General features: G+C 35.5%; 19 protein-coding genes. 17 read left to right on the forward strand and 2 right to left on the reverse strand.

All coding sequences use genetic code 11. The features are described 5' to 3' along the window. Positions 1-15 precede the first annotated feature (15 nt). Positions 16-2208, reverse strand: a complete 2193-nt coding sequence (nrdD, locus tag A5819_RS10490; RefSeq protein WP_086278746.1) for an anaerobic ribonucleoside-triphosphate reductase — start codon at positions 2206-2208, stop codon at positions 16-18. A 309-nt stretch (positions 2209-2517) separates the two neighbouring features. Here nrdD and A5819_RS10495 point away from each other — a divergent pair, with 309 nt between their 5' ends. The 17 genes from A5819_RS10495 (at position 2518) to A5819_RS10580 (ending at position 24578) form a co-directional block, all read left to right on the forward strand. Then, positions 2518-3285 carry an ABC transporter ATP-binding protein gene (locus A5819_RS10495; RefSeq protein WP_086278747.1) on the forward strand — a complete coding sequence of 256 codons (768 nt, stop codon included), beginning with the start codon at positions 2518-2520 and terminating at the stop codon, positions 3283-3285. Next, the gene (locus A5819_RS10500; RefSeq protein ID WP_086278748.1) at positions 3275-5362 is read left to right on the forward strand and encodes an ABC transporter permease; all 2088 of its coding nucleotides are present in this window, start codon (positions 3275-3277) and stop codon (positions 5360-5362) included. Before A5819_RS10495 ends, A5819_RS10500 begins: the two co-directional genes overlap by 11 nt. Positions 5363-5625: 263 nt before the next feature. Further along, positions 5626-5775 carry a teichoic acid D-Ala incorporation-associated protein DltX gene (locus A5819_RS10510; RefSeq protein WP_086278750.1) on the forward strand — a complete coding sequence of 50 codons (150 nt, stop codon included), beginning with the start codon at positions 5626-5628 and terminating at the stop codon, positions 5773-5775. A 14-nt stretch (positions 5776-5789) separates the two neighbouring features. Continuing rightward, positions 5790-7304, forward strand: a complete 1515-nt coding sequence (gene dltA, locus A5819_RS10515) for a D-alanine--poly(phosphoribitol) ligase subunit DltA (RefSeq protein WP_086278751.1) — start codon at positions 5790-5792, stop codon at positions 7302-7304. Continuing rightward, positions 7301-8506 (forward strand): D-alanyl-lipoteichoic acid biosynthesis protein DltB, encoded by a 1206-nt coding sequence (gene dltB / locus A5819_RS10520; protein WP_086278752.1) that lies wholly within the window; start codon positions 7301-7303, stop codon positions 8504-8506. The genes dltA and dltB overlap by 4 nt, the downstream gene beginning before the upstream one ends. Before the next feature lie 69 nt (positions 8507-8575). After that, on the forward strand, positions 8576-8812 hold the full coding sequence (gene dltC, locus A5819_RS10525; RefSeq protein ID WP_086278753.1) for a D-alanine--poly(phosphoribitol) ligase subunit DltC: 237 nt from the start codon (positions 8576-8578) through the stop codon (positions 8810-8812). Then, on the forward strand, positions 8812-10080 hold the full coding sequence (gene dltD / locus A5819_RS10530; RefSeq protein ID WP_176271408.1) for a D-alanyl-lipoteichoic acid biosynthesis protein DltD: 1269 nt from the start codon (positions 8812-8814) through the stop codon (positions 10078-10080). Before dltC ends, dltD begins: the two co-directional genes overlap by 1 nt. 152 nt (positions 10081-10232) lie before the next feature. Then, positions 10233-14567 (forward strand): SpaA isopeptide-forming pilin-related protein, encoded by a 4335-nt coding sequence (locus A5819_RS10535; RefSeq protein ID WP_086278754.1) that lies wholly within the window; start codon positions 10233-10235, stop codon positions 14565-14567. A gap of 747 nt (positions 14568-15314) precedes the next feature. Continuing rightward, the gene (locus tag A5819_RS10540; RefSeq protein WP_086278755.1) at positions 15315-16397 is read left to right on the forward strand and encodes a M42 family metallopeptidase; all 1083 of its coding nucleotides are present in this window, start codon (positions 15315-15317) and stop codon (positions 16395-16397) included. Positions 16398-16416: 19 nt separating this feature from the next. After that, positions 16417-17214: a DUF975 family protein gene (locus tag A5819_RS10545; RefSeq protein ID WP_086278756.1), complete on the forward strand. Its 798-nt coding sequence runs from the start codon at positions 16417-16419 to the stop codon at positions 17212-17214. A 128-nt stretch (positions 17215-17342) separates the two neighbouring features. Next, positions 17343-18083, forward strand: a complete 741-nt coding sequence (locus tag A5819_RS10550) for an MBL fold metallo-hydrolase (protein ID WP_086279674.1) — start codon at positions 17343-17345, stop codon at positions 18081-18083. A gap of 13 nt (positions 18084-18096) precedes the next feature. Beyond that, positions 18097-19101: a lipoate--protein ligase gene (locus A5819_RS10555; RefSeq protein ID WP_086278757.1), complete on the forward strand. Its 1005-nt coding sequence runs from the start codon at positions 18097-18099 to the stop codon at positions 19099-19101. A 202-nt stretch (positions 19102-19303) separates the two neighbouring features. Further along, the gene (locus A5819_RS10560; protein WP_086278758.1) at positions 19304-20800 is read left to right on the forward strand and encodes an NAD(P)/FAD-dependent oxidoreductase; all 1497 of its coding nucleotides are present in this window, start codon (positions 19304-19306) and stop codon (positions 20798-20800) included. Then, a complete protein-coding gene (locus A5819_RS10565) occupies positions 20781-21659 on the forward strand; it encodes a phytoene/squalene synthase family protein (protein WP_086278759.1) in 879 nt (292 codons plus the stop codon). The genes A5819_RS10560 and A5819_RS10565 overlap by 20 nt, the downstream gene beginning before the upstream one ends. A gap of 210 nt (positions 21660-21869) precedes the next feature. After that, positions 21870-22550: an O-methyltransferase gene (locus tag A5819_RS10570; RefSeq protein WP_086278760.1), complete on the forward strand. Its 681-nt coding sequence runs from the start codon at positions 21870-21872 to the stop codon at positions 22548-22550. 472 nt (positions 22551-23022) lie between these two features. Continuing rightward, on the forward strand, positions 23023-23649 hold the full coding sequence (locus tag A5819_RS10575; RefSeq protein ID WP_086278761.1) for an endonuclease III domain-containing protein: 627 nt from the start codon (positions 23023-23025) through the stop codon (positions 23647-23649). Positions 23650-23732: 83 nt separating this feature from the next. Then, the gene (locus A5819_RS10580; RefSeq protein WP_086278762.1) at positions 23733-24578 is read left to right on the forward strand and encodes an alpha/beta hydrolase; all 846 of its coding nucleotides are present in this window, start codon (positions 23733-23735) and stop codon (positions 24576-24578) included. A gap of 104 nt (positions 24579-24682) precedes the next feature. Here A5819_RS10580 and A5819_RS10585 read toward each other — a convergent pair whose 3' ends face one another. Next, positions 24683-25375: an aspartate/glutamate racemase family protein gene (locus A5819_RS10585; protein ID WP_086278763.1), complete on the reverse strand. Its 693-nt coding sequence runs from the start codon at positions 25373-25375 to the stop codon at positions 24683-24685. Positions 25376-25466: the final 91 nt, after the last annotated feature.

Genomic DNA, 25466 nt, shown 5'->3' on the forward strand with positions numbered 1-25466 from the left:
AGTTCGTTCCGCTTTTTATTTCATATGTTTCACTCGTGAAGAGATTTCTTTATGTCTTCCATGTACCATTGGGCGGGCTTGGGGGTTGCCTAGGTATCCGCAGGTACGTTTCACAACATCACATGATTTTGGATCGTGATTGCCGCATTGTGGGCATTCGAATCCGCGTTCTGTTGGGTGGAAATCTCCTTCGAAATTACATTCATAACAATGGTCGATCGGTGTATTAGTTCCTAGATAGCCAACACGATCATAGGCATAATCCCAAACAGATTCCAAAGCTTTCGGATTTTGTTGTAAGACTGGGTATTCGCAATAGTGGATGAAACCGCCAGAGCAATATTGTGGATAATCTTTTTCAAAATCTAGTTTTTCAAATGGTGTTGGATTTTTACGTACATCATAATGGAAACTGTTTGTGTAATAGTCTTTATCTGTGATATTTTCGACAATTCCAAATTTTTCAGTATCTAGGCGGCAGAAACGGTCAGTTAAGCTTTCACTTGGTGTTGAATAAACACTAAAATGATAACCATATTCATTGCCCCAGTCATCTGCATGAGCTTTCAAGTCTTTTAAAATCGCAAGTGTAAAGTCTTTCGCCTCAGGATTCGTTTCCCAGTCTCCGCCGTAAAAAGCAGAAGCGACTTCATATAAACCAATATAGCCTAGTGAAACAGTTGCCCGTTTGTTTTTAAATAATTCATTGACAGATTCTTTTCGAGACAAACGTTTACCAAATGCACCATACATATAAAGAATCGGTGCATTGGCTGGTGTGGCTTCTTTACAACGTTCAACACGATAGACTAAAGCATCTTTCATTGTATTTAAACGCTCAGCTAAAAGTGTCCAGAATCTATCAACATTTCCCTGTGCTTCCATTGCAATTCGAGGTAGGTTTAAAGTGACTACCCCTAAATTCATACGGCCGACATTGATTTCTTCGCCATTTTCATCTTTCCATCCTTGCAAGAAAGAACGACAACCCATCGGGACTTTGAAACTACCTGTCAAATCGATTAATTTATCATAATTTAAAATATCAGGATACATTCTTTTTGTAGCACATTCTAATGCAAGTTGTTTCACATCATAGTTTGGGTCTAATTCGTTTAAATTAACACCACGTTTTAAAGTGAAAATCAATTTAGGAAAAATTGCTGTTCTATGTTCACTACCTAAACCTTTGATTCGGATTTGTAAAATCGCTTTTTGAATCTCGCGTTCAAACCAATTTAGACCTAATCCAAATCCCAAAGAAGTGAATGGAGTCTGTCCGTTTGAAGTGAATAAGGTATTGATCTCATACTCTAAGCTTTGCATGGCATCATAAATGTCTTTTTGGGTTTTACTCTTAGCATAAGCATCTTGACGATCAGCACCATCGATCCATTCTTTAGCATCTACTAAATGTTTTTGATAATTTAATTCAGCAAACGGTGCTAATAGTTCATCCACACGATCAGCAGAACAACCACCATATTGACTAGAGGCGACATTGGCTATAATTTGTGAGATTTGAGCAGTTGCTGTTTGGATCGATTTAGGTGACTCAACTTCAGCATTACCGATTTTGAATCCATCGTTCAACATCCCTTTGAAGTCAATTAAACAACAGTTGGTCATCGGTGTATATGGATGGTAGTCTAAGTCATGATAGTGGATATCACCTTTTTGATGTGCATTGGCAACATGAGGAGGCAACATTTTAAGTCCAATCGACTTACCGACGATCCCAGCCGTTAAATCGCGTTGCGTGTTGAAAACATCACTATCTTTATTGGCATTCTCGTTAACGACTGATTGGTCTTTGTTGATTAATTTACTGATTGTGAAATTGATATCTGTAGCTTTACTCCGTTCAAAATCTCGACGAGTGCGGTAGTTGATATATTCTTCTGCCAATTCATATTCATTTCTTGCTAGTAAAATATGTTCAACGATATTTTGGATTTCATAAATTTTGACATCTTCTGCAAAACGATCTGAAATTTCTTGATCGATTCTTTCAACGATTTCTTGAATGCGTTCATGGGCAAGCGGGTCTAAAGAACCACGAATTTTTTGTTCAGCCTTGATCAAAGCATCATAAATTTTTCGATCATCAAAATCTACTAGCCGACCATCTCTTTTAACGATTTTAATCGTGTGTAAGGCTGAACCAGTAGAACTCACTTCATTATTAGCTTGCTTAATATCCATCATTACTGCACATCTCCTCATAGATTTATTTCTTCCTTATAATAAAACAATTAATAGAATCTTTCAACTATATATAGTGTGAAATTTAATTTTTAATGCCTTTTAATAACTACATATAGTGTTTATGGGAAATGAAAAAAACTGTGAAAACAACTCCCTAAAAGGTTTGTGGAAATTGTCACAACGTTTTGACTTGGAAAAATAAATGATTGATGAATCTTTTTTATTATTACTTAATTGTAAGAGGAAACGATGTTCAGTTGGATAAAATATTGGTAGAATAAGGATAACGAATAAACTGGAGCGAAATCTATGACAAAAATTTTAGAAGTAAATCATTTAAGTAAATCATATGGGTACCGAAGCAATAAGGTCCAAGTTTTGAATAATATATCTTTTTCTGTAGAACAAGGAGAGTTTGTCGGGATCATGGGACCTAGTGGTGCTGGTAAGTCGACATTACTCAATACGATTTCCACGATTGCATTGCCTACGACTGGAATGGTTCGAATAGATGGTCAAGATATATTGAAGATGCGCGATGGTAAAATCAGCGATTTTCGACGTAAGAAACTAGGGTTTATTTTCCAAAATTTCAATTTAATGGATACATTAAATGTAAAAGATAATATTTTATTGCCATTGGCTGTTGATCGTATGCCTCTATCAGAAATGGAGCAACGGTTGGCGCATGTTGCTGATATTTTAGGGATCGACCAATTGTTAAGTAGTTTTCCTAATGCAATCTCAGTTGGACAAAAACAGCGAGTAGCAGCAGCACGCGCACTGATCACTAAACCTAAAATTATTTTTGCAGATGAACCAACAGGCTCTTTGGATTCTAAATCAGCTGCAGAATTACTTCAATATATGACGAATATGAATATACAAGACGATGCTACGATCATGATGGTTACCCATGATCCTTATACTGCAAGTTACTGTAATCGGATTTTGTTTATTAAAGATGGTGTCTTTTTTTCAGAGGTAGTTCGTCAAGGTTCTAGAAAAGAGTTTTTCAATCGGGTGATCGATATGCAGGCAACGATTGGCGGAGGTGGCCGAGCGAATGATTTTTAATTTGTCTTGGAAAAATTTTAAAGGACAATTTCTTAATTACCTTGTTTATTTTGTTAGTATGACATTTGCTGTTGTTGTCTATTATTGCTTTAATGCGATTACCTATAATAGAAATCTAACGAATAGAGTTGGACAAGAGATTCATATCGATAGTGCGATGAATTTAGGTGGTATTTTAGTCGTAGTCATGATTTTAGGATTCATGTTTGCTGCGAACCACTTTTTTCTTTTAAAAAGAGGAAAAGAAATCGGTCTGTATCACTTAATTGGCATGCGCAAAGAACAAATATCTTTTCTGTTTTTTATTGAAACGTTGATTTTGGGTGCTATATCATTAGTTACTGGTCTGATTCTTGGCGTTATTTTTTCTAAATTATTTTCAATGATTTTGGCCAAAGCCATGTTTTTGCAAGTAGAAAGTCTGTTCTATGCGTCAATTCCATCCATGATACAAACAGGGATTGTTTTTGTTTTTATGTTATTGGCAGTATCATTTCGAAGTAGTTGGCTGATTTATCGTTATCAAGTCTCAGATTTACTTAGTAAAACAAAGAAAAGAGCGGCCAATTCAAATAACTTGTCTGTTCTTGAGATTGGCTTAGGTGTTTTAGGGATCGTGTTTATCCTGACAGGCTATATTTTATCGTATAATGTGATCCGTTTTGCAACCTTTTTGATGAAATCAGTGTTTGGTTTTGCAGGGTTCTTGATTGCACCAGTAGCGATTATGTTGATTTGTATGGTAGGAACGTATTTATTTTTTAACTATACAATGAACTTAGTTGTCTATCTATTTGGAAAAGATAAGTTCAACTATTATCGAAATTTAAACATGTTAGCCTTAGGTAATACCAAGAAACATGTTAGAAGAAGCGGCAATACGTTATCGTTTGTGACAATTTTTATTGCAATTGCCTTAGGGATGATCGGTGGTGCGGCCTCTTTTTATACAATTGGGATGAACTCTGTAAATATTACAGCACCAACAGATTTTATTGTTGCACAAGATGATTTTGAGAAAGTAGCGCAAGTAATCGAAAATAAAACGGATACAAAAATAGATTCTCTAGTCAAATTGAATTATAAGTTGACGGGTAGTCGATTTCATCTTAAAATTGGACAGGACACTGAGGAAAATAACGTAAGCCCAATAAACATCTTAGCACTTTCAAACTATCGAGAATTTCAAAAAATAAATCCATATTTAAAAAAAATTGAGCTACATAATAAGCAAGACATCGTCATTTTGGATAGTATTCAAAATATTTTAGGCGGATTTATCCGCTATGGTTCTGATTTTACATTGTCAGATGGAATCAAGCTTCATGTTTCAGATGTACGCGCGGATTTTTTGGGACAGGATTTATTGAGGTATAGTTTCCCCACAGTGGTTGTATCGGATGAGCAGTTCAAGGAGATAAATTCAGGAATCTCCTATACATTAAATGCTTTTAATGTTCATACGAATGATGAAGAAGAGTTGGTCAATAAGATATCTGAGAAGGTAAAACCTAAGTGGATCGCTCCTGTATACTATAAATATCAATGGGTCGATAATCAGTTGCTAGGTTATACAGCTAAAACAAGTCAGAAGGCAGAAAATGAGCAATCTAAAGAGTATTCTGAGGATGATGAACAGGAATATTGGCAGTTAAATTACACAAATCGCTTTTCAGAATTGAGGTATAACAGAAGAGCAATGGGATTATTCATCTACGTAGCGATGTTTTTAGGTGTGTTGGCGTTGATCATTACGGGGAGCATCTTGATGTTACAGCAATTTTCAGAAGCTGAAAAAGAGAAAGAAAATTATGATTTATTAAAGAATATTGGGATTCCTAAAAAAGAAATCACAAAACTTGTTTACCAGCAAAACAGTATTATCTTCTTTCCACCAATGATTATTGGAGTATTGCATGCAACATTTGCGATTTACGTATTTAGTAAATTTATTTCCAGTTCAGGCTATTGGTTGGCTTATCTGTCATGTGGACTATTGATCTTGATCTATCTAGCGTATTATTTTTTAACATCAGCAATCTATTCTCGTATTATCCATGGGAAATATCGACAATAACTTAATATTTTTTTAAGTAAGTAGTTATCGCTCTAAAAATGAGGAAACTAAAAAAGTGTTGAAAACAGTTAGTTCTTATGCATGAAAGTGGGGAGAACAAAACCTTTATCCTTTTGTTCTGCCCTCTTTTTGTTGGAAGTGACAAAACTGTTAGCGGCAAAGTGTACTTTATTTGCGAATTTTGTTTCTTTTATTAGTGATTTTGATTACAATAACAGTACAAAAATTATGAATTTGGAAAAAATTTGGAGGCTTAAAATAGAATGAAAGCATTTTTTAACCAACCTAATGTGCAATACTGGGGGAAATTTATTGGAAAGACCGTGTTTTATTTTGGGATTCTCTTAATGTTGATTTATTTATATCATTATAAAAATATTGACGGCGGTACATTTATTTATAACGAGTTTTAGGGAGGAAATACTTCATGACGATTTTAAATATTATTGAAGCAATCGATCGTTGGGGGATGAAGGAGCCAAACCGTCCCGTTTATATTGAAACCAATCGAACGTATACTTATGGTGAGTTGAAGCAAGACTCAGATGCAATTGCTAGATATTTGCAAAAGAACATAGGCCGAGGTCGTCCAGTCGTGGTTTATGGCGAATTAGAATTTGAAATGCTAGCTTGTTTTTTAGGTGCATCCAAAGCTGGTCACGCTTATATACCAATCGAGGCCCATACGCCAGAAGAACGAGTTGAGATGATTCTAGAAGTTGCTGATCCGGCAATGATTTTTGCAGTTAAGGATTGGCCAGATATTGAAACGGATGCTGAAATTATTTCAATAGATAAACTTAACAACATCTGCTCAGAATTAGAGACTGTAAGTAGTTTGGAACCAGTTGTTGGGTCAGAAACCTACTATATTATTTTTACCTCTGGAACAACAGGTGTACCAAAAGGGGTTCAAATCAGTCATAATAATCTTTTAAGTTTTGTTAATTGGGAATTGACAGACTTTGAGATCACTGAAGGCATGCGCTTTTTATCTCAAGCCCCATATTCATTTGACTTGTCAGTGATGGATTTATATCCAGCTTTGACCTCAGGGGGTTCATTAACACCGATGGCCAAAGAGGTTATTAATGATTTTAAACAACTATTTACGTTATTACCGACATTAGACATTGAAGTTTGGGTTTCAACACCATCCTTTATGGATATTTGTTTGATGGAACCGACCTTTGACGGAGAGCATGTTGATAGCTTAAAGGTTTTTCTATTTTGTGGTGAAGAACTGCCTAAAGCAACGGCACAAAAATTAGTAGACCGTTTCCCTCAAGCACGTATTTTTAATACATACGGTCCGACAGAAGCAACTGTCGCTATATCTGGTGTAGAAGTCACCCAAGCGCTTTTGGATGAATATAGTCGTGTACCAATCGGCCGTGTAAAAGACGACACAACAGTTTACATCATGACGAATGATCAGGAGGTTTCAACTGGAGAAGTGGGAGAAATCGTAATTGCCGGACCAAGTGTTTCTAAAGGCTATCTGCATAATCCAGAAAAAACAGCTGCCGCCTTCTTTGAGTACAATGGTCAACCAGCGTATCGCACAGGAGATGCTGGTAAGCTCGTCGACGGTATGCTGCTTTATGATGGTCGAATTGATTTTCAAGTAAAACTTCATGGCTATCGAATCGAGCTTGAAGATATTGATCATCATTTGGCTGGTGTTTCTTATGTTAAACAGGCTGCTGTTGTACCGAAATACCAAAATCATAAGGTTCAACAGTTAGTAGCCTTTGTGGTAGCGAATCCTCATGATTTTGAAAAAGAATTTAAATTAACGAAAGCAATTAAAGAAGAACTCAGTTTATCGGTGATGGATTATATGATTCCTCAAAAATTTATCTATGTTGAACAATTGCCGTTGACAGCGAATGGAAAGATCGACCGTAAAGGGTTGATGAATGAGGTGAATGCAACATGATCGACTTTCCTCACATGATTCCTTATGCGAATCCGATTTATTTTATTTATCTATTGATTGCTCTGCTACCAATGATCCTTACTTTATTGATCAAAGGGAAGCGTTGGGCTTGGTATCAAGTTTTAGTTACATTATTGTTCTTATACATGAGCTTTGGTGGGGAGGATTGGAAACAAGGTGTAGCTTTGATCGGTTATGTTATCTGGCAGACGATTTTAGTTTGGTTTTATTTTCATTACCGTCAAAAGAAAAATGCTAGTCAAGTTTTTTACCTTGCTGTATTTTTGGCTATTTTACCATTGGTTTTAGTTAAAGTTGTTCCTTTTGTTTCAGGACATGCCTCCTTATTGGGCTTTTTAGGAATTTCCTACTTGACCTTCAAGTCTGTACAAATCATCATGGAAATGCGCGATGGTTCGATTAAAGAATATAATATTTTTCGATATATCGAATTCCTGTTATTCTTTCCAACGATTTCGTCTGGACCAATCGATCGTTATCGTCGTTTTGAAAAAGATGTAGAGAATCCGCCAGCACCAGAAAAATATGTCGACTTTCTAGGAAAAGGTATCCATAATTTCTTTTTGGGTTTTTTATATAAATTTATTATTGGCTATTATTTTGGTCAAGTGTTGATGCCTGTTGTGGCTAAGATGGCTGTGAAAACGGGTGGCTTTTCTTGGGAGCTTGTAGCTTACATGTATATATATAGTATGTACCTATTCTTTGACTTTGCTGGTTATAGTTTGTTTGCAGTTGGAACAAGCTATTTGATGGGCTATGATACGCCAGTCAACTTTAATAAGCCTTTCTTAAGTTGGAACATCAAGGAATTTTGGAATCGTTGGCATATGACATTGTCTTTCTGGTTCCGTGATTATATTTATATGCGATTAATGTTTACTTTGATCAAGAAAAAAGTGTTTAAGAGTCGGATCGTCGCTTCAAATGTTGGTTACTTTGCGTTATTCTTACTGATGGGTGTGTGGCATGGCTTAACATGGTATTACCTAGCGTATGGATTCTATCATGCTGCTCTGATTTGTTTGACCGATGCTTGGCTACGTTTTAAGAAAAAAAATAAAGAAAAAATTCCATCTAATAAATTTACGCATGCTTTGGCGGTTTTCTTAACGTTTAATGCCGTTTGTTTTAGTTTCTTGATTTTTTCAGGATTTTTAGATACATTGTTCTTTAAATAAAAAATAGTTATTGCTAAAAAATAAAATAACCTACAGCTGAAAACTGTACAAGATAGAGGAGAATGACATATGAACTTAGAAGAAACAGTTTTAGATATTTTAGAAGAAATTGCAGGGACAGATGAAGTCAAAGAAAATAGAGATGTAGATTTATTTGAAGAAGGATTGATGGATTCGTTAGCAACAGTTCAATTATTAGTTGAACTTGAAGGCCAACTTAGTGTACAGGTACCTGTTTCAGAATTTGACCGCGATTTATGGAACACACCAAATAAAGTTATTGAACAAGTGAAAGCACTACAATAATGAGTATGAAGAAAAAAATCTTTGCCATCTTTGGACCGATCTTGATTTCTGCGGTTCTACTTATCGCTTTCTTCTTTGCACCATTTAAAATAGATTTAGATAGCAAACGTGTTTTAGCAGATGCCTCTACATCTATGGCAACAAATGTATTAAGAGGGAATGCGATCAAAAATAAAGCAATCGGTTCAAAGGAATACGTTCCATTTTTTGGCTCATCTGAACTGAGTCGAATCAGTCCATTTCATCCAACTGTTTTAGCCGAGAAATACGATCGAAATTACCGCCCGTTTTTATTAGGAGCACCAGGTACTCAATCGTTAACACAAGCATTAATGATGCAGTCGATGGGGAAAAATCTTGCGCATAAAAAAGTCGTTTTTATTATTTCCCCACAGTGGTTTGTTAAAGATGGCGTGACCAATGACTATTTCAATGCCTATTACTCTGAATTGCAAACCTATCAATGGGTTAGTGACTTAGAAAAAGTAACAGATGACGATCGGTATCTTGCCGAACGTTTAATGGATTTCCCAAAGGTAAAAGAAGATAAACGGTTAGATCGTGCTTTAAAAGCGATTATCTCTGGAGAACTGCCAAGTAGTTCAGATAAGCAGTATATCAATCTAATGCTTAACATGTTTTCTCGTGAAGATGAATTGTTTGGGAAAATCGGGATGGTTAATAAAGATAAGGCGATTAGAAAAGCTGAGAAGCGTTTGCCGACTACGTATAATGTAAGTGCCTTAGATCAATTAGCGACTGAAATTGGTCAAAAATCGACTAATAACAATCCGTTTGAAATATCTAATCCATTTTATGATAAACGAGTGAAAAAGAAATTGAAATCCTTGGAAAATTCACAAACGAATTGGGATTATCGTTTTTCTCCTGAGTTTTCTGACTTGCAATTGGTCCTTAGTCAATTGGCACAAGACAATGCCGAGGTCTTGTTTATTATTCCACCAGTGAATAAACATTGGACCGATTTTACAGGACTCTCTCAAGAGATGCTGCAAGGTTTTGCTAAAAAGGTGAAATACCAATTAACAACGCAAGGATTTAATAATATTGCAGATTTTACCAAAGATTGTGATACCCAGTACTTTATGGCTGATACAATCCATTTAGGTTGGCGTGGTTGGCTAGCAGCTGATCAGCGAATTCAACCATTTTTGGAAACAAGTTCAACTAAGGTGCCAAGTTATCATCTTGATGGATCCTTTTATTCAAAAGATTGGCAACAAAAAGCACCAGATGACTTGAAATAAGAAATAAAAGTATGATTGTTTTTTTAAAACAATTATGCTTTTTATTTTACAATTATATTATGGAATATTGTGATTTCATCTATTAAAATGAAAAATATATGGTAAAATACTAATAGTTATATGTTTTTTTATAAAATGAAAAGAGGGAAATGATGAAAAGACAGAAATTTTGGATAGTAATGGTGTTACTATTAATGATTGCTAATTCTTTGATTCCTGTTCTTAGTTTTGCTGAAACATTTTTATCTGAAAACACTTCGGAGATTTCGACAAGTACGTCAACAAGTGAAATATTGAACACAGGAATTTCTTCAGAAAGTTCAGAAAGCGCTGTTATAAATGAGACTTCGACAGAGGATACAGTGGATAAGCAGATCGAAGAATCAGTTGTTGCTTCATCGGAAGTACCAAAAAAATCAGTCGAAACTTCAACTAGTGAAGTAAAATTGGAGTCAAAGCAAGCAAAAGTACAACAAACTGAGAATTTAATAACGAATGTTACTTTAACTGATCCTAAAGGCGTAGAATACGATACAACAACCAATCGACCACAAAGACAAGCACCATTAAAGTTGTCCCTTCAGGTTGGAACAGAAAATCAAACAATTCAGGCTGGAACTTATGAATATCAACTACCAGCAGATATTGCAATCTCAAACAACATATCAGGAAGATTAGAGACCGTTGGAAGTTGGACTCTAGATACGACTGGAAAGCTCACTATTATATTTAATGAAACAGTAGTCAATGGAAAATATCAAATCGACATTGAAACTAGTTTTATTCCATACAGCGATGATAGTGATTTACTTAAAAGGATTACCTTCTCGTTAGCAAATAACCAAGAAAAAAAATATGAGCTATTATTTAAGCTATCAGGTGAAGGAAGTATTAGCCTGAAAAAAAATAAAAATTTTAATACTGATATCGTTTCAACTGAAATCAAAACAAATATCAATCGACAAACGATTCAACCAAATGAGAAAATAGTCGTAAAGTCAAAAATTAGTAGAAATGGCTCAAGCGCAATTGAAAATGCATCAGCTTACGTCACTGTAAAAAATGTGAAAGTTTTTGCACAAGACGTTTCTATGGGCGGCAGTTTAATTGGTGAACCTACCTTATTAGGAAGCGAAGATTATACGCTTCAACAAAATAATACTGATTTAGAAGTGATTTTAGCTAAAGAGACGAACAAAGCAGTAATCATGACGTATGAATCTGTTATCAAAGAAGAGTCGATTGCCAATGAAGAACTCTATTATATGGGAACCGAAGCGACGATCTACGGTACGTCACTTTCAAACTATGTTTATTTCCAATACAATCATAATCCTCATATGACCAAAAAAGGCGAATATAATGTGAAAACAAATACGATTGTTTGGACGATCGATTACAATTTAGATAGCACTGAATTAGCATTAGGAACTAAACTCACAGATATTTTAACGGATGAAGTTCCAAATGATCTAACGTTTTCAAATCTAAAAATCTATAATCTTTATGTTTATGGTACTGGCTCGATCAGTTTAGGCGGTCTGGCACCAAGTAATCATTGGGATACCAGTGGATTTGGACAGTACACGACTGATTATATTTATACGAATAATCAAAGTCCTACACCAACAGCAGCTTATCGTTTTGTCTATGAAACAGCCATTCAAAATCCTAGCCCGCGTGAAATAGAAAACAAGGTGTCTGATTCATTAGGAAGTGATGATGCAAAGGTCAATTTAGCACCATCAAATATTTCTAAAATTTTAGAAGAAGATTCCTTAGATATGACATCAGGAACAGTGGATTGGTCGATCATCGTCAATAATAAACACTGGGGTATGCAATTTAATCAAATGATCGATCAATTTGGAGAAAGAGTGAAAGAGCTGGTTGACGGATCTGCTGACTTTTACTATTATGCCAAAGGTGATGATAAAACCAAGCATTCTTTAGTTGTTGGACAAGATTATACAATCAATAAAACTAGTTCTGGTTTTACCATAGATATGTTAGGTGTCCATCAAGGCGTTACAACGAATAAATATGTTTTGACTTATACAAGTAAATTCGACAACACAGATATCAAAGTAGGAGACGAATTAAGCAATAAGGTGTCACTTGCCGGTAATGGGAATATTCCAATGGAAGCTTCTGCAACATTCAATATCCCAAGTTTCTTAATGGAAGGCGCCAAGAAAAATGTTAGCTATAACAGCAATGATGGGATACTCACTTGGACGATCGGGATCAATGAAGAACGTCATAAATATAAAAATTTAATTTTAGATGATGACATTGAATCAATTCAAAAATTAGATAAAAATTCAATTGAAATCTTGGCGTTAGATAAGATTGTCAATGAAAATGGCAAAGAAACCGTCATCACTGGAGAAAAAATTCAGCCAGGAGATGACCGTTATCCAACTGTTATGGAAATTAAGGATAGTCAAATTCATCTTGAATTTTCCGCAATCGGGAATAAAAAAGTAGCGCTAAGATACAAAACAGCACCAAGTACAGCACCCATTTCTGATTACTATACTAATTTTACGAATACGGCTAAAATTAGTGATGAGGGCAATTATCCACATGATTTAAAAGCCGAACTACTTGTTGCTTTAGGCATTAACACCTATAAAAGCGGGCGAGTATCAACGGTTGACAATAAACTGGCGAGTTGGATTATCAGATCTAATATTATGCCAGCTAATCGTCCCTATAAACACTTAGTGTTAGAAGATACATTTACATTAGCTGACTTATCAAAAGCAGAAAATACTAATTTTGTAATTGGGACTGATGCTTTTGTAGTGAGAGATCAATTGACGAATAACGTCTTAAAATTAGGTGAAGACTATGAGATTACCTTTACTTATGACCAAGATCAAAGTCTAGCAGGTTCAGCACTTAAAAATTATGATACGAATTACTTTAAAATCACGTTTAAGAAAGAAACAAGAGGCGTTACTGTAGAATACCAAACGGTTACGACCAAATCAGCAAATGTTCGTAATATAGCAGTTTTTACTAATGACAAGGCAATTAAATCTGATTGGGCAACGGTCAATCATACTGTGACCAGTGGTTCTGGTTCTGGAAAAGGTGTAGGACAGATTCTATTGAAGAAAGTCAACGCACGCACGCAGCAACCATTATCAGGTGCAGTTTTTGAACTGTTTGATAAAGAGAGTCAACAATCGCTAGGATTAAAAGTTACGTCAGATCAAGACGGAAATGCTGCCTTTCAGTCAGTCGCTGAAGGTGAATATTTGATCAAAGAAATAACTGCACCGGATGGTTATAAGCTATCTGAAAAGTATCAAAAAGGTGTACTATTATCTACTAAATCTGATGATGAAATAAATGATCCAGGTTATGTCACGACCGTTGAAAATGAACCAATCATTACAACTGGTGACATAGAATTGAAGAAAGTCGATCCTGCTGGACACGCTCTACCAGGAGCAGAATTCATTTTATCCCATAGTGAGCAAGATCAGACAACATTTTATCAAGAAAATGAACAAGGTGAACCGAATTGGGTAGCCAATCAAGGAGAAGCGAAAGTATTTACCTCGAATGACGAAGGTTTAATCTTAGTTTCTGAAATGAGTGCGGGAACCTATTCATTTATAGAGACAAAAGCACCAGTAGGTTATCAATTAGATTCAACACCAGTTTCGTTGGAATTAACAAAAGAACAAATCGAATCTGAAATAAAGGCTACAACAAAGAAAGTCAACCAATTACTACTAGGATCAATACGCGTAAACAAAATTGATCTGGAAACAAAGCAAGCACTTAGCGGTGCAGAATTTACACTAGTTTCCCAAGCAGATCCAGATAAAAAAATCACCAAGACCACCAATGAAGACGGAATTGCAGATTTCAAAGACTTGCCACAAGCAACGTATACACTTGTTGAAACCAAAGCACCTGTTGGCTATCTATTGAAAGAAATTGGAGAAACTATTGAAATTAGTCCAGAGCACTTGAATCATAAAACGACGATAGAAAATGCGCCTCTAGTTGGAGAAATTAAATTCCATCATATAGATACTAATGGCAAAGAAATTGCGAATGATGATGTGATAAACGGAAAAGTTGGGACGAAACAAAAGGTTCAGCCAAAAGAAATCAAAGGCTACCGTTTCAAAGAACAACAACAATCAACCTCTCGACTAAGAGTTAATCTAGATCAACTTTTAAGTACAGATGAAGTTATGTTTACTGAGACACCTCAAACAATCGTTTATGTATATGAACAAGTATCAGTGCCGCCGATTGTTGACCCAACGATACCAAAAGAAATAGATGGAACAAAAATTGAAGGTAAGACAACAAAAACAACGTTACTTGCTAAGAGAAAATTACCAAGAACAAATGAACAAACAGGATATTGGTACAGCGTCTTAGGAAATAGCTTACTTATTAGTCTGCTTGGTTATTGCGTTATTTATTACTATAGAAAAAAACAACTAGATTAAAGTAAACGTTTCTTAAGAGATAAGAAAGCGATAGAAAATGTCCACACAGAGGATGTTTCTATCGCTTTCGGTTTAAAAATGGATCAGGTATCATTAGTTTTTCCATTGATGAAAAGAAATGATATAATAGAAATAATGATAATTGCATGGGTGGAGTGTTGTTATTGTGTTTTATTTAGTTACATGTGCTAGCACTACGCTCTGCTCCGATCTCATCAATTCCTATGAGCTAAAGCACCAAGGATTGAAGGTCTTCGGGAAAAAGATAAAAATAGTTTGTGGTAAAAAGCACCACAATCTATTTTTCCTATTTTCCTGTCAGAGCTAAACGAGACGGCTAAGCTTTTGCTTTGAAACATGCCAAGAAACACAATGAAGAAATGAGTTGATGTTGAATGGTACAAGGTGACTGAAAGGAACGTTGCTTCCAACAGTTATTAAGATGTTGAAAAGTACAAGGTGAAGCGAAGCGGAACGTTGTTACCATATGTTATTTAGCTGCACGGGCTAAACTCTATGAAAAAAGATAAAAGCTGTCAGTGACAAAAAACGTCACAGTCATCTTTTCCTATTTTCCTACGAGTTTAATTGAGCTCGTTACGCTTTTAGTGTTATCTAGCTGCACGGGCTAAACTCTATGAAAAAAGATAAAAGCTATTTGTGACAAGAAGCGTCACAACTATCTTTTCCTATTTTTTTACGAGTTTTAACGAGCCCGTTACGCTTTTATATTTAGGAGGGAATATTTTGGAAAAAAATGAAGAACAGTTATTGATAGACCTAACGAATGCAAAGGGCGTTCCTGGTAATGAAGGGGAAGTTAGGGAAGTCTTTAAGCAGTATGCGGAACCTTTTGCGGATAAAATTATGTATGATGGTTTGGGTAGTATTATCGCAAAACGGGTTGGCGATAAGGAAGGACCAAAAATCTATTTTTCAGCACATTTAGATGAAGTTGGGTTTATGGTTACTCAAATTACAGAAAAAGGCTTTATTAAATTTCAAACACTTGGTGGTTGGTGGGGTCAAGTTATGCTAGCTCAACAGGTACAAATCAAAACAGGTAAAGGTGATTTGTATCATGGTGTAATTGGATCAAAACCGCCTCATGTCTTGACTGCAGAAGCTAGAAAGCAACCATATGATGTTGCGGAGATGTTTATTGATATCGGTGCATCTAGTGATAAACAAGTAGCTGAATGGGGCATCAAACCTGGTGATATGATCACGCCTTACATTGAATATCGCCGAATGAATGATACGAAATTTATGCTAGCTAAAGCATGGGATAACCGTATTGGTACAGCTGTTTCGCTAAGAGTTTTAGAAAATTTGGCAACTGAAGGGCATCCTAATATTTTATTTGCAGGAAGTGACGTACAAGAAGAAGTTGGTTTGCGTGGTGCTCAAACAAGTACACATCTTGTTGATCCAGATATTGCATTTGCACTAGATACGGGAACCGCTGGAGATACTCCTGGTATGACGCCTAAAGAAGCAGATTCTGAATTAGGGAAAGGGCCACAAATCCTGATTTTTGATGCTTCAATGATTCCGCATAAAAAACTACGTGATTTCGTAATCCAAGTTGCCGAAGAGAATAATATTCCGTTTCAATATACTGTGATTACAGGTGGTGGAACGGATGCAGGTAGAATGCATTTGACGCGCAATGGTGTTCCGTCACTAGCAATCACAGTGCCAGTTCGTTATCTACATTCTCATACGTCAATGATCCATGAAGATGATTATTTAAATACGGTTAAATTGGTGACAGAAGTTGTGAAGCGATTAGATAAGGAAATGGTAGAAAAGCTTCGCAGCTATTAAAAAAGAGGTGATTGTTTAAATGAGAAGTCAAATAACAAATACAATGCATCGAGAACAAGCTCGAACAGCTCTAAAAAATCAATGGGGAACCATGGCGTGGATTACATTTTTAGCTGTATTTATCCGCTTTATGATTAGCTCGGTGGTAGGGAGTGTAGCAAATCTACCAAAAGACAGTGCAAGTACTAATATGATGTCTTTTTTACTAAATAACTTTCTATTTTTTGCAATTACTTATGGCACTTACTATTGTGCTTTACAAGTGCTACGTGGCAAAAGAGTTCAAGCAGGCATGCTAACGACCATTTTTCAGGGTAAGTTGTACCTGCCAATGTTATTGATCAACTTGATTCAATATCTTGTTGAATTAGTCTTAAATTTAGTGGTATTGTTACCGGTACTTTTATCTTATGGAACTGCTTTGTATTTTGGATTAATGTTTAATACGGTGTCTGTCGATCAATTTCAAACGCAAATGGGTGGAGATGTTCTGTTAGCATTATTATTACTGATAGTTGCATTTTTAATGATTTTAGTCGGCGTTTTTATTAGTGGCGTGTTTCAATTTGCAGTATGGGTAAAACTTGATGATCCTGAACTATCAGTAGGAGATGCCCTAAAATACGCACTTTTCTTGATGAAAGGACGCTTTGGACAATATTTGCTTTTGCAAATTTCATTTATTGGCTGGTTTATCGTAGGGGCATTGGTTTTCGGAATTGGTTTGTTATGGGTAATCCCTTACCATGATGTGGCCGTTGCCAGTTTTTATGATACGGCACGTGAAGAAAAAGGTGCATCAGTAGTAATAGAATAGAAGTAAAAAAGCAGAGTGATTTTTCAGTAGATTGTTCTGTTTTTTTATTGTACAAGTACAAATAATTGTCTGGGTTCTGCTTTTTTATGTTACCATTAAGTGAATAACAATCAAGGAGGTCGATGAAGTTGAAAATAACCGTGTTAGGTTGTTTAGGAGCCTATCCATATCAAGGGCAAGGAACGAGTTCTTACTTACTAGAATCTGATGGATTTCAGTTATTGTTAGATGCTGGTAGCACAACATTAGTCAATTTAGAAGAACATCTTGATCCCTTAACATTGGATGCCGTGATCTTGTCTCATTATCATTATGATCATATTGCTGATTTAGGGGTGCTACAGTATTATCGTCAACTATATCCAGTCATGGAGCCAACACCTGTCTTACCAATATATGGACATACAGATGATTCAGTTCATTTTGAGGCATTGAATCTGCCTGGTATCTCCGAAGCTGTCCCTTATTTTGAAGCAGAAGAGTTAAAACTCGGACCATTCCTAGTGACCTTTATGAAAACAATCCATCCTGTTCCTTGTTATGCAATGCGTTTTGTTGAAGAAAAAACAGGTAAAATTTTTGTATTCACAGGTGATTCAGGCTATTTGGAAAGTTTTGTTGATTTCGCTAAGGATGCAGATGTTTTTCTGGCAGATACCTATTTATTTGAAGGAAATGAAAAACATCACGCGCACTTTACCTCAAAGGAATCAGGTGAAATCGCCAAAGCGGCTAATGTCAAAAAGCTAATCTTGACTCATTTGCCTCAACATGGTTCACTAGAAGAGTTAAAACAACAAGCAGAAGCAGCAGCAGGCAATCAAGTAACTGTAGGGTTAGCCAAGAGAAACTTAGTTATCGAAATTTAAGGAGTGATGCACTGTGATTTTTGTACCAAATGAAAACAATGACCCAAGAATCAACTTAGCAATCGAAACTTATTTATTAAAAGAAAAATCGTTAGATGAACCAATTCTCTTATTTTATATCAATGATCCATCGATCATTATTGGGCGTAACCAAAACACAATCGAAGAGATCAATAAAGAGTATGTTGATGAACACGGTATACATGTGGTGCGTCGTTTAAGTGGTGGTGGTGCTGTGTACCACGATCATGGTAATTTAAACTTTAGTTTTATTATGCCTGACGATGGCAACTCATTTCGCGATTTTGCCAAGGTCACACAACCAATCATTCAAGCGTTGCATGAATTGGGTGTATCTGGCGCAGAATTAAAAGGTCGAAATGATTTAGTGATCGATGGAATGAAATTCTCAGGCAATGCGATGTATGCAACAGCGGGTAGAATGTTTGCTCATGGTACCCTAATGTTTGACAGCGATATCGACGAAGTTGTTAATACATTAAAAGTTCGTAAAGATAAAATAGAATCTAAAGGAATCAAATCCGTTCGTTCACGAGTAACGAATATTAAACCATTTTTGCCAGCGGATAAACAAGGAATGACCACAGAAGAATTTCGTGAAGATATCTTGTTGAAAATTTTTGGCGTAGACTCTGTTGATCAAGTGAAGACCTATGAACTAACAGATGAAGATTGGCAAAAAATCAACAAAATATCCGATGAATATTATCGTAATTGGGATTGGAACTACGGCAAATCACCTGCCTTTAATTTAGAACGCCATCAACGTTTCCCAATCGGTTCAATCGATGCACAAATGAATGTGGAAGACGGTGAAATCAAAGAAATCAAGATTTTTGGTGACTTCTTTGGATTAGGTGAAATCAAAGATGTAGAAGAAATTTTGACTGGTACAAAATACGAGAAATTAGCAATCGAAGCAGCGGTCGATCGAATCGATATTAAAAAATATTTTGGTAATATTGAAAAAGAAGATTTGGTTGGTTTATTGTATTAAACGAAAAAATAGTGAGAAGTGTACATTACTTGTGTTTAGATAAAAAACTAGTAATGTACACTTTTCATTTTTATCTCATTTACTCAGATTTTAAGTAGCTAGGAGAAAACGTTTTATTTTATTTTTTCCTAAAAAATCAAAATAATGTACTTTATCAATTGATAAAGATATACTTAAAAAAATGAGTTGGTGGTGTATAATAATGAAAAAAATTATAGTGATTGGTGCAGGAGCTGCAGGATTAGCAGTAGCTATTCGTCTGCAACATGAAGGGTATAATGTTCATTTGTACGAGAAAAATGAACAAGTCGGTGGGAAAATGTATCAAATAAAAGAAAAAGGATTTACCTTTGATGTAGGTCCGACCATCGTGATGATGCCTGAAATTTATCGTGAAGTTTTTGAACAATGTGGGAAAGACCCAGATCAATATATACCGATGAAAAAAGTTGATCCAATGTTATCATTGAACTTTCCAAATGAAGAAACGTTCAACATGTCCTCGGATCTAGTGTCTTTGACGTCACTTTTAGAAGGTATTTCAGATCAGGATATGCAAGGATACCTAGAATATTTAGCAAGTATTTATAAACGGTATCAAATAGCGAAAAAGGCCTTCATCATGAAATCATTTCGTTCTTTTTGGGATTTTTATAATCCGAGATCATTGATTGATGGGTTTAGATTGCACACATTTAATGATGCCTATAGTTCTATTTCAAAATTTGTAAAAGATGAAAGGTTACGAAAAGCATTAGCTTTTCAAACTCTTTATATAGGGGTTTCTCCTTATAATGGTCCTTCTCTTTATACAATTATTCCTATGATTGAACTAATTTACGGCATTTGGTTTATTGAAGGTGGGATGTATACCCTTGCTACAGGAATGGCAAAGGCTTTTGAAGAGCTTGGTGGTACGATTCACCTTAATACACCTGTGAAAGAAATCATAATAGAAAATAAACAAGCTACAGGAATTAGGACAGAAGAAGGCGTTATCCCGAGTGATTACGTCGTGTGTAATGCTGATTTTCCTTATGCAATGAAGTCATTGTTACCAGATGAAAAGACTAGAGGAAAATATACCGATAAAAAAATCGATAAGTTGGATTATTCCTGCTCGTGTTTCATTCTTTATCTTGGTTTGGATAAAAAATATCCTGTGGATTCACTTCACATGATTCGATTTGCTGAAGATTTTGAGAAAAATATTAATGATATTTTTGAAGATGGAAAATTGCCAGATGACCCTTCATTTTATATTTATGTTCCGTCTTCAATTGATGGAAGTTTAGCACCAGAAGGGCATGAAGGAGTTTATATCTTAGTGCCTGTTCCTGAACTTTCACAGGGAGTGGATTGGAACGATACAACTACGAATGAATTTCGACAAAATGTTCTCGATCTAGTCAAAGAAGAAACTATTTTCTCTGATATAGAAGATCATATTGTTTATGAATCTCTCTATACACCTAAGGAGTTTAAGCAAAATTTTAATGCTTATAATGGCGCAACATTCGGGTTGAAACCGACCTTAAAACAAAGTAACTATTATCGTCCTCACAATAAATTCGATTATGCAGATAACCTATATTTTTGCGGTAGTAGTACACATCCAGGGGCGGGAGTTCCAATTGTTTTAACAAGTGCTAAGTTAGCTGCAGAGGAGTTGCTGAAAGATGATAAAAAGAAAAAATGACTTAACGAAAATATTTTCAATGTATGAATCAGATTTCGCTTTATGTGAGCAAACGATTCGTAATCATTCAAAAAGTTTTTATAAAGCCTTCTCTAAACTTCCAAAGCAAAAAGCACTAAGTATTTTTGCCATTTATTCTTTTTGTCGTGAAGCAGATGATAGCATTGATGTATACGGTGATGTGGATCGTTTAAACAAATTAAAACGTGAATTAGATGACTTTTTAGCAGGGGAAATTCCAGATCGTTATTTTTGGAGAGCTTTAGTGCCAGTATTCGAAACGTATGAAATGAATCAACAGTCTTTTTATGATATGTTATTGGGGCAAGAGATGGATTGGGCGTTTCAACAACCTGAAACACAGACTGAATTAGAAGAATATTCTTACTATGTCGCAGGATCAGTCGGATTGATGTTGTTGCCAATTCTTTCTGATTGTCCTGATGAAATAAGAAGCCAAGCAATCCAATTAGGTGAAGCTATGCAAATCACGAATATTTTAAGAGACATCGGAGAAGACTTCAATAATCAGCGAATCTATCTTCCAAAGGAAATCATGGAAAGATTTGATGTTTCACTTAATTCGTTGGAAAAAGGCATCATCAATGATTCTTTTATAGAATTATGGGAATACGAGGCAACAAGAGCTGAGCAACTATACTTAAAAGCACAAACAATGCTGCATACTATCCACAAAGATTGTCAAGAAGCGCTGTTACTATCTATCTATTTTTATAAAGAAATTTTAAATTCAGTTAGGCAAAGCAACTATCAATGTTTTAATAAGAGAAACTTCGTGAAGAAAAGTCAGCAACTTGAATTGTACCAAAAAGCAAAAAACTATTTGAAAACATTGTAGGATAATGGACACTCTTTAAATGTTTTATAATTGTTTTTAGTTTAAGTCTAGTAAAATCGTAGAAGATTAAAAAGAATGAATTGTTGTTAAAAGACATGAACGCAACTATTTTATCAAAACAGCTAAAAAAGGCTATTAACCGAAAATGATTTCTGCTATATTACTAGTAGTGAAAACTAGAAATGATTGATTTTTGGAAGGATGAATAACGTGCGCAACGAAATGATGCATCGACCAGTTGTGAAACCAGAACTTGTTGAATTTATGCGAAATAAACAAAAAAAAATCCAAGGTGAACTTGGCGTAATCGAAGAAGAAGCACACGAAGCGGGAGTACCGATCATTCCCCATGAAACAGTAGTGTTCTTACAATTTTTCTTAGATCAAGTCAAACCCAAGAACATTTTAGAAATAGGGACAGCAATCGGCTTTTCTTCTAGCCTTATGGCGCAATATGTTGGGGAAGACGGACATGTCACGACAATCGATCGATTTGATGTAATGATCAGAAAAGCGAAAGTAACCTATGAACGTTTAGGTCTAACGGATAAAGTAACTTTATTAGAAGGACAAGCGGCAGAAGTTTTACCCACCTTAACAGGACCATATGACTTTATTTTTATGGACAGTGCAAAATCTAAATATATCGAATTTTTACCAGAATGCTTACGCTTATTACGCGTTGGCGGTGTGCTGATGGTGGATGATGTCTTTCAAGCAGGCACGATTTTAGACCCAATTGAAGATATTCCTCGGAGCCAAAGAACCATCCATCGTAAGCTGAATCAATTTTTGGATACAGTCATGACACATCCAGATTTGACTTCAACCTTACTGCCACTTGGTGATGGTGTAATCATGATCACGAAAGAAAAAGAACTAACAGAATAGATAGTATCTAGCTTGGGTCAGGATTTAATTATTTTGATCTAAGTTTTTTTAGATGATTATTTATGTAGACCTTTATAAAAATGATAAAATCAGTTTATGACAAAAAGCGCCACGCTCTTATTTTCCTATTTTTAATCAAGGAGTTTGGGAGCAGACGGTTCTCCATGTTTCGAGGATCGGAGTGAAATGAGAACCGTAGATGTAGAAGCAGCCACTACGCTTCGCTTCGATCACATCAAACTCTAAGTGCTAAAGCACTAAGAGTTGAAGGCTTCAGAAATAAGTCAGCATTCAAAAAATTTGAAGGACAATTTTCGTAAATGCTGGCTTATTGCTGTAAAACACGGCAAGATACGAGTTGATGCTTTCTCGTCAAAGACTCCTCGCAGATAAACATTGTTGCACAGTACCTACTTGGTTCTCGGACCTAAATGTTTCTGTCCCAACCTCTTAATTTAAGGAGTGAATAAAGCTGAAAAGTGATAAAAAGAAGTTACTGGTATTGAATAATTTAGTCGCTCATTATGGGTTTCAGTACTGGTGGGAAGATGAAAATCGAATTTCTGATTGGGTCTCAATGATTCTGATTCAGCAAACGACGGAAAAGAATGCTCATCAAGCATTAGGAAACTTAGAACCTCATTTAACTGTGGAAAAACTTCAAGAAATCGACTTGGAAACGCTACAAAAATTGATTCGTCCTGCTGGTTTTTTCAAGCAAAAGAGTCATTACATCAAAGAACTGATCAATTGGTTTGTGAGACATGGTAGTGCTCTGGATAAATTTCAGGCCTATTCGACTGAGGAGCTAAGAAAAGAGCTTTTGAAGATTAAAGGTGTTGGCTCAGAAACAGCAGATGCAATGTTACTTTATATATTTGAACGAAATGTGTTTATTGCGTATCAATATGCTATTCGTTTGTTTAATCGTTTAGGGTTTGGTCCTTATAAAACATATGAAGAAATGCGGAAAGAGTTTATTTACCTAACAGAATCTATTTCACATGAGTTATGTAAAGAATGGCATGCAGCAATTGATGTTCATGGAAAGCATTTTAATAAAGATAAAAAGATGGATGAAAATTTTTTAATTTCTTAGGCTGAACTTCGTAGTTGTTTTTGTGTTTAATCTTCATTTAAGTTTCAGGGCGTAGACTTTCTTTATCAGAGGAGGGAAACGTCATGAAAAATAATCAAAACATAAAAAGTAGACTGTCTAAAATACTTTTGATTGTAGGTGTTGTTCTAATGTTCTTTCTTTTATTTCAAAAAAGTCTAACGGCATTTGCCGATAAATTTAGCCCCAACAGCGGTCCTTTAGAGATTCAAACGCCAACAATTTTTGTTCCAGGAACCAATGGAACGGTCAATCGTTTCAATGGACTGATCAAAAAATTGGATTCAAAAGCGGAGGTACTAAAGGTGACTGTCGCTATAGATGGAACCGTGACGTCTAAAGGCAAACTGACAAGTGCGACAGAACATCCTATGATTGTGATTGCTTTTGAAGACAGTAGCGATAAGACGCTTCCTATTCAAGGAAAATGGTACCAATTGGCGTTGAACTATATACAACAAAAGTATTCATTTGCAACCTATAATTATTTTGGACATTCAAATGGCGGGCTAGTGATTACTTCTTATCTTGAAGAATTTCAGCAAATGTCCGATCCTAAACTGACTAAACTAATCACCTTAGGTACGCCCTATAATGACACATCAACTAAATACAATGAAGCTGTAACCTCATTTACTCAAGTAAAAGAACACAGTGAACTGCTCAATAGTTATCTAAAGGATCTGGAGAATATTCCTGATACGATCGAAATGCTAAATATTGCTGGAGAAGTTGATGATACAGCTTCTGATAATACAGTTTTTGTACAAAGTGTGTTTTCTGGACGGTATATTTATCAAGAGCAAGTAGCTTCCTATCAAGAGCGATTGATTCATGGTGAGGCAACTAGTCATAGTGAACTAGTTGAAAATCAAGAAGTTATCAGCATAATAAAAGAATTTTTCTGGTAATAAAAAAGAGGCAATCAAAAAGCTGATTTCTTGGAAAAGCTTTTTGATTACCTTTTTTTTCGGATAGATACAAATAGAACTGACGTTTATTTTGCTGTTTCTAATTATCTGTCTAAAGACTGCAAAGCAGCTTGAACAGCGTGGATTTTAGTCGTATCAAAAAGAGGCACTGTTGTATCATTTTGATTGATCAGCATACCGATTTCGGTACAGCCTAAAATAACGCCTTCGGCTCCTTGTTGATTTAATTTATCGACAACCTTTAAGTAAAATTCTTTAGAGGCAGCTGATATTTTCCCTAAACAGAGCTCTTCATAGATAATTGTACTGACCTGTTGACGCTCCGCTTGATCTGGAATGATCACATCGATACCATTTTCTTCAATTATTTGTTTATAAAAATCTTCTTCCATTGTAAATTTTGTTCCTAGTAAGCCGACTTTTTTTATGTTGTTCTGTTTTAATGTATCCGCAGTTACTTTAGCAATATGAAGAATCGGGATACCGATTTTTTGTTGGACCGCATCAGCTACTTTGTGCATGGTATTCGTGCAAATAACAATATAATCCGCTCCAGCTTTTTCTAAAGAAAGACATGCATCTGTTAATAAGTCGGCACTTTTGTCCCACTGGTTTGAAAATTGATAGGTTTCGATTTCTTGAAAATCTACACTGAATAAAATACATTTAGCAGAATGCAATCCACCTAGTTCGCTTTTGATCGTTTCATTGATCAGTCGATAATAGTCAGCAGAACTTTCCCAACTCATCCCACCTAATAATCCGATTGTTTTCATATTCGTTTCCTTCTATCTATAGTTTTTTTGTTAAGTATACCAAATTGACAATAAGAATGCTTGTTTGAATTGCATTTATTACATTGTGTCG

The organism is Enterococcus sp. 7E2_DIV0204, assembly GCF_002140855.1.
Classification (GTDB): domain Bacteria; phylum Bacillota; class Bacilli; order Lactobacillales; family Enterococcaceae; genus Enterococcus_L; species Enterococcus_L lemimoniae.

What these genes read in the sequence shown, in the direction of transcription:
- nrdD (WP_086278746.1), bottom strand. Translation starts at nt 2,208, where the DNA reads ATGATGGATATTAAGCAAGCTAATAATGAAGTGAGTTCTACTGGTTCA.
- A5819_RS10495 (WP_086278747.1), top strand. Translation starts at nt 2,518, where the DNA reads ATGACAAAAATTTTAGAAGTAAATCATTTAAGTAAATCATATGGGTAC.
- A5819_RS10500 (WP_086278748.1), top strand. Translation starts at nt 3,275, where the DNA reads ATGATTTTTAATTTGTCTTGGAAAAATTTTAAAGGACAATTTCTTAAT.
- A5819_RS10510 (WP_086278750.1), top strand. Translation starts at nt 5,626, where the DNA reads ATGAAAGCATTTTTTAACCAACCTAATGTGCAATACTGGGGGAAATTT.
- dltA (WP_086278751.1), top strand. Translation starts at nt 5,790, where the DNA reads ATGACGATTTTAAATATTATTGAAGCAATCGATCGTTGGGGGATGAAG.
- dltB (WP_086278752.1), top strand. Translation starts at nt 7,301, where the DNA reads ATGATCGACTTTCCTCACATGATTCCTTATGCGAATCCGATTTATTTT.
- dltC (WP_086278753.1), top strand. Translation starts at nt 8,576, where the DNA reads ATGAACTTAGAAGAAACAGTTTTAGATATTTTAGAAGAAATTGCAGGG.
- dltD (WP_176271408.1), top strand. Translation starts at nt 8,812, where the DNA reads ATGAGTATGAAGAAAAAAATCTTTGCCATCTTTGGACCGATCTTGATT.
- A5819_RS10535 (WP_086278754.1), top strand. Translation starts at nt 10,233, where the DNA reads ATGAAAAGACAGAAATTTTGGATAGTAATGGTGTTACTATTAATGATT.
- A5819_RS10545 (WP_086278756.1), top strand. Translation starts at nt 16,417, where the DNA reads ATGAGAAGTCAAATAACAAATACAATGCATCGAGAACAAGCTCGAACA.
- A5819_RS10560 (WP_086278758.1), top strand. Translation starts at nt 19,304, where the DNA reads ATGAAAAAAATTATAGTGATTGGTGCAGGAGCTGCAGGATTAGCAGTA.
- A5819_RS10565 (WP_086278759.1), top strand. Translation starts at nt 20,781, where the DNA reads ATGATAAAAAGAAAAAATGACTTAACGAAAATATTTTCAATGTATGAA.
- A5819_RS10580 (WP_086278762.1), top strand. Translation starts at nt 23,733, where the DNA reads ATGAAAAATAATCAAAACATAAAAAGTAGACTGTCTAAAATACTTTTG.
- A5819_RS10585 (WP_086278763.1), bottom strand. Translation starts at nt 25,375, where the DNA reads ATGAAAACAATCGGATTATTAGGTGGGATGAGTTGGGAAAGTTCTGCT.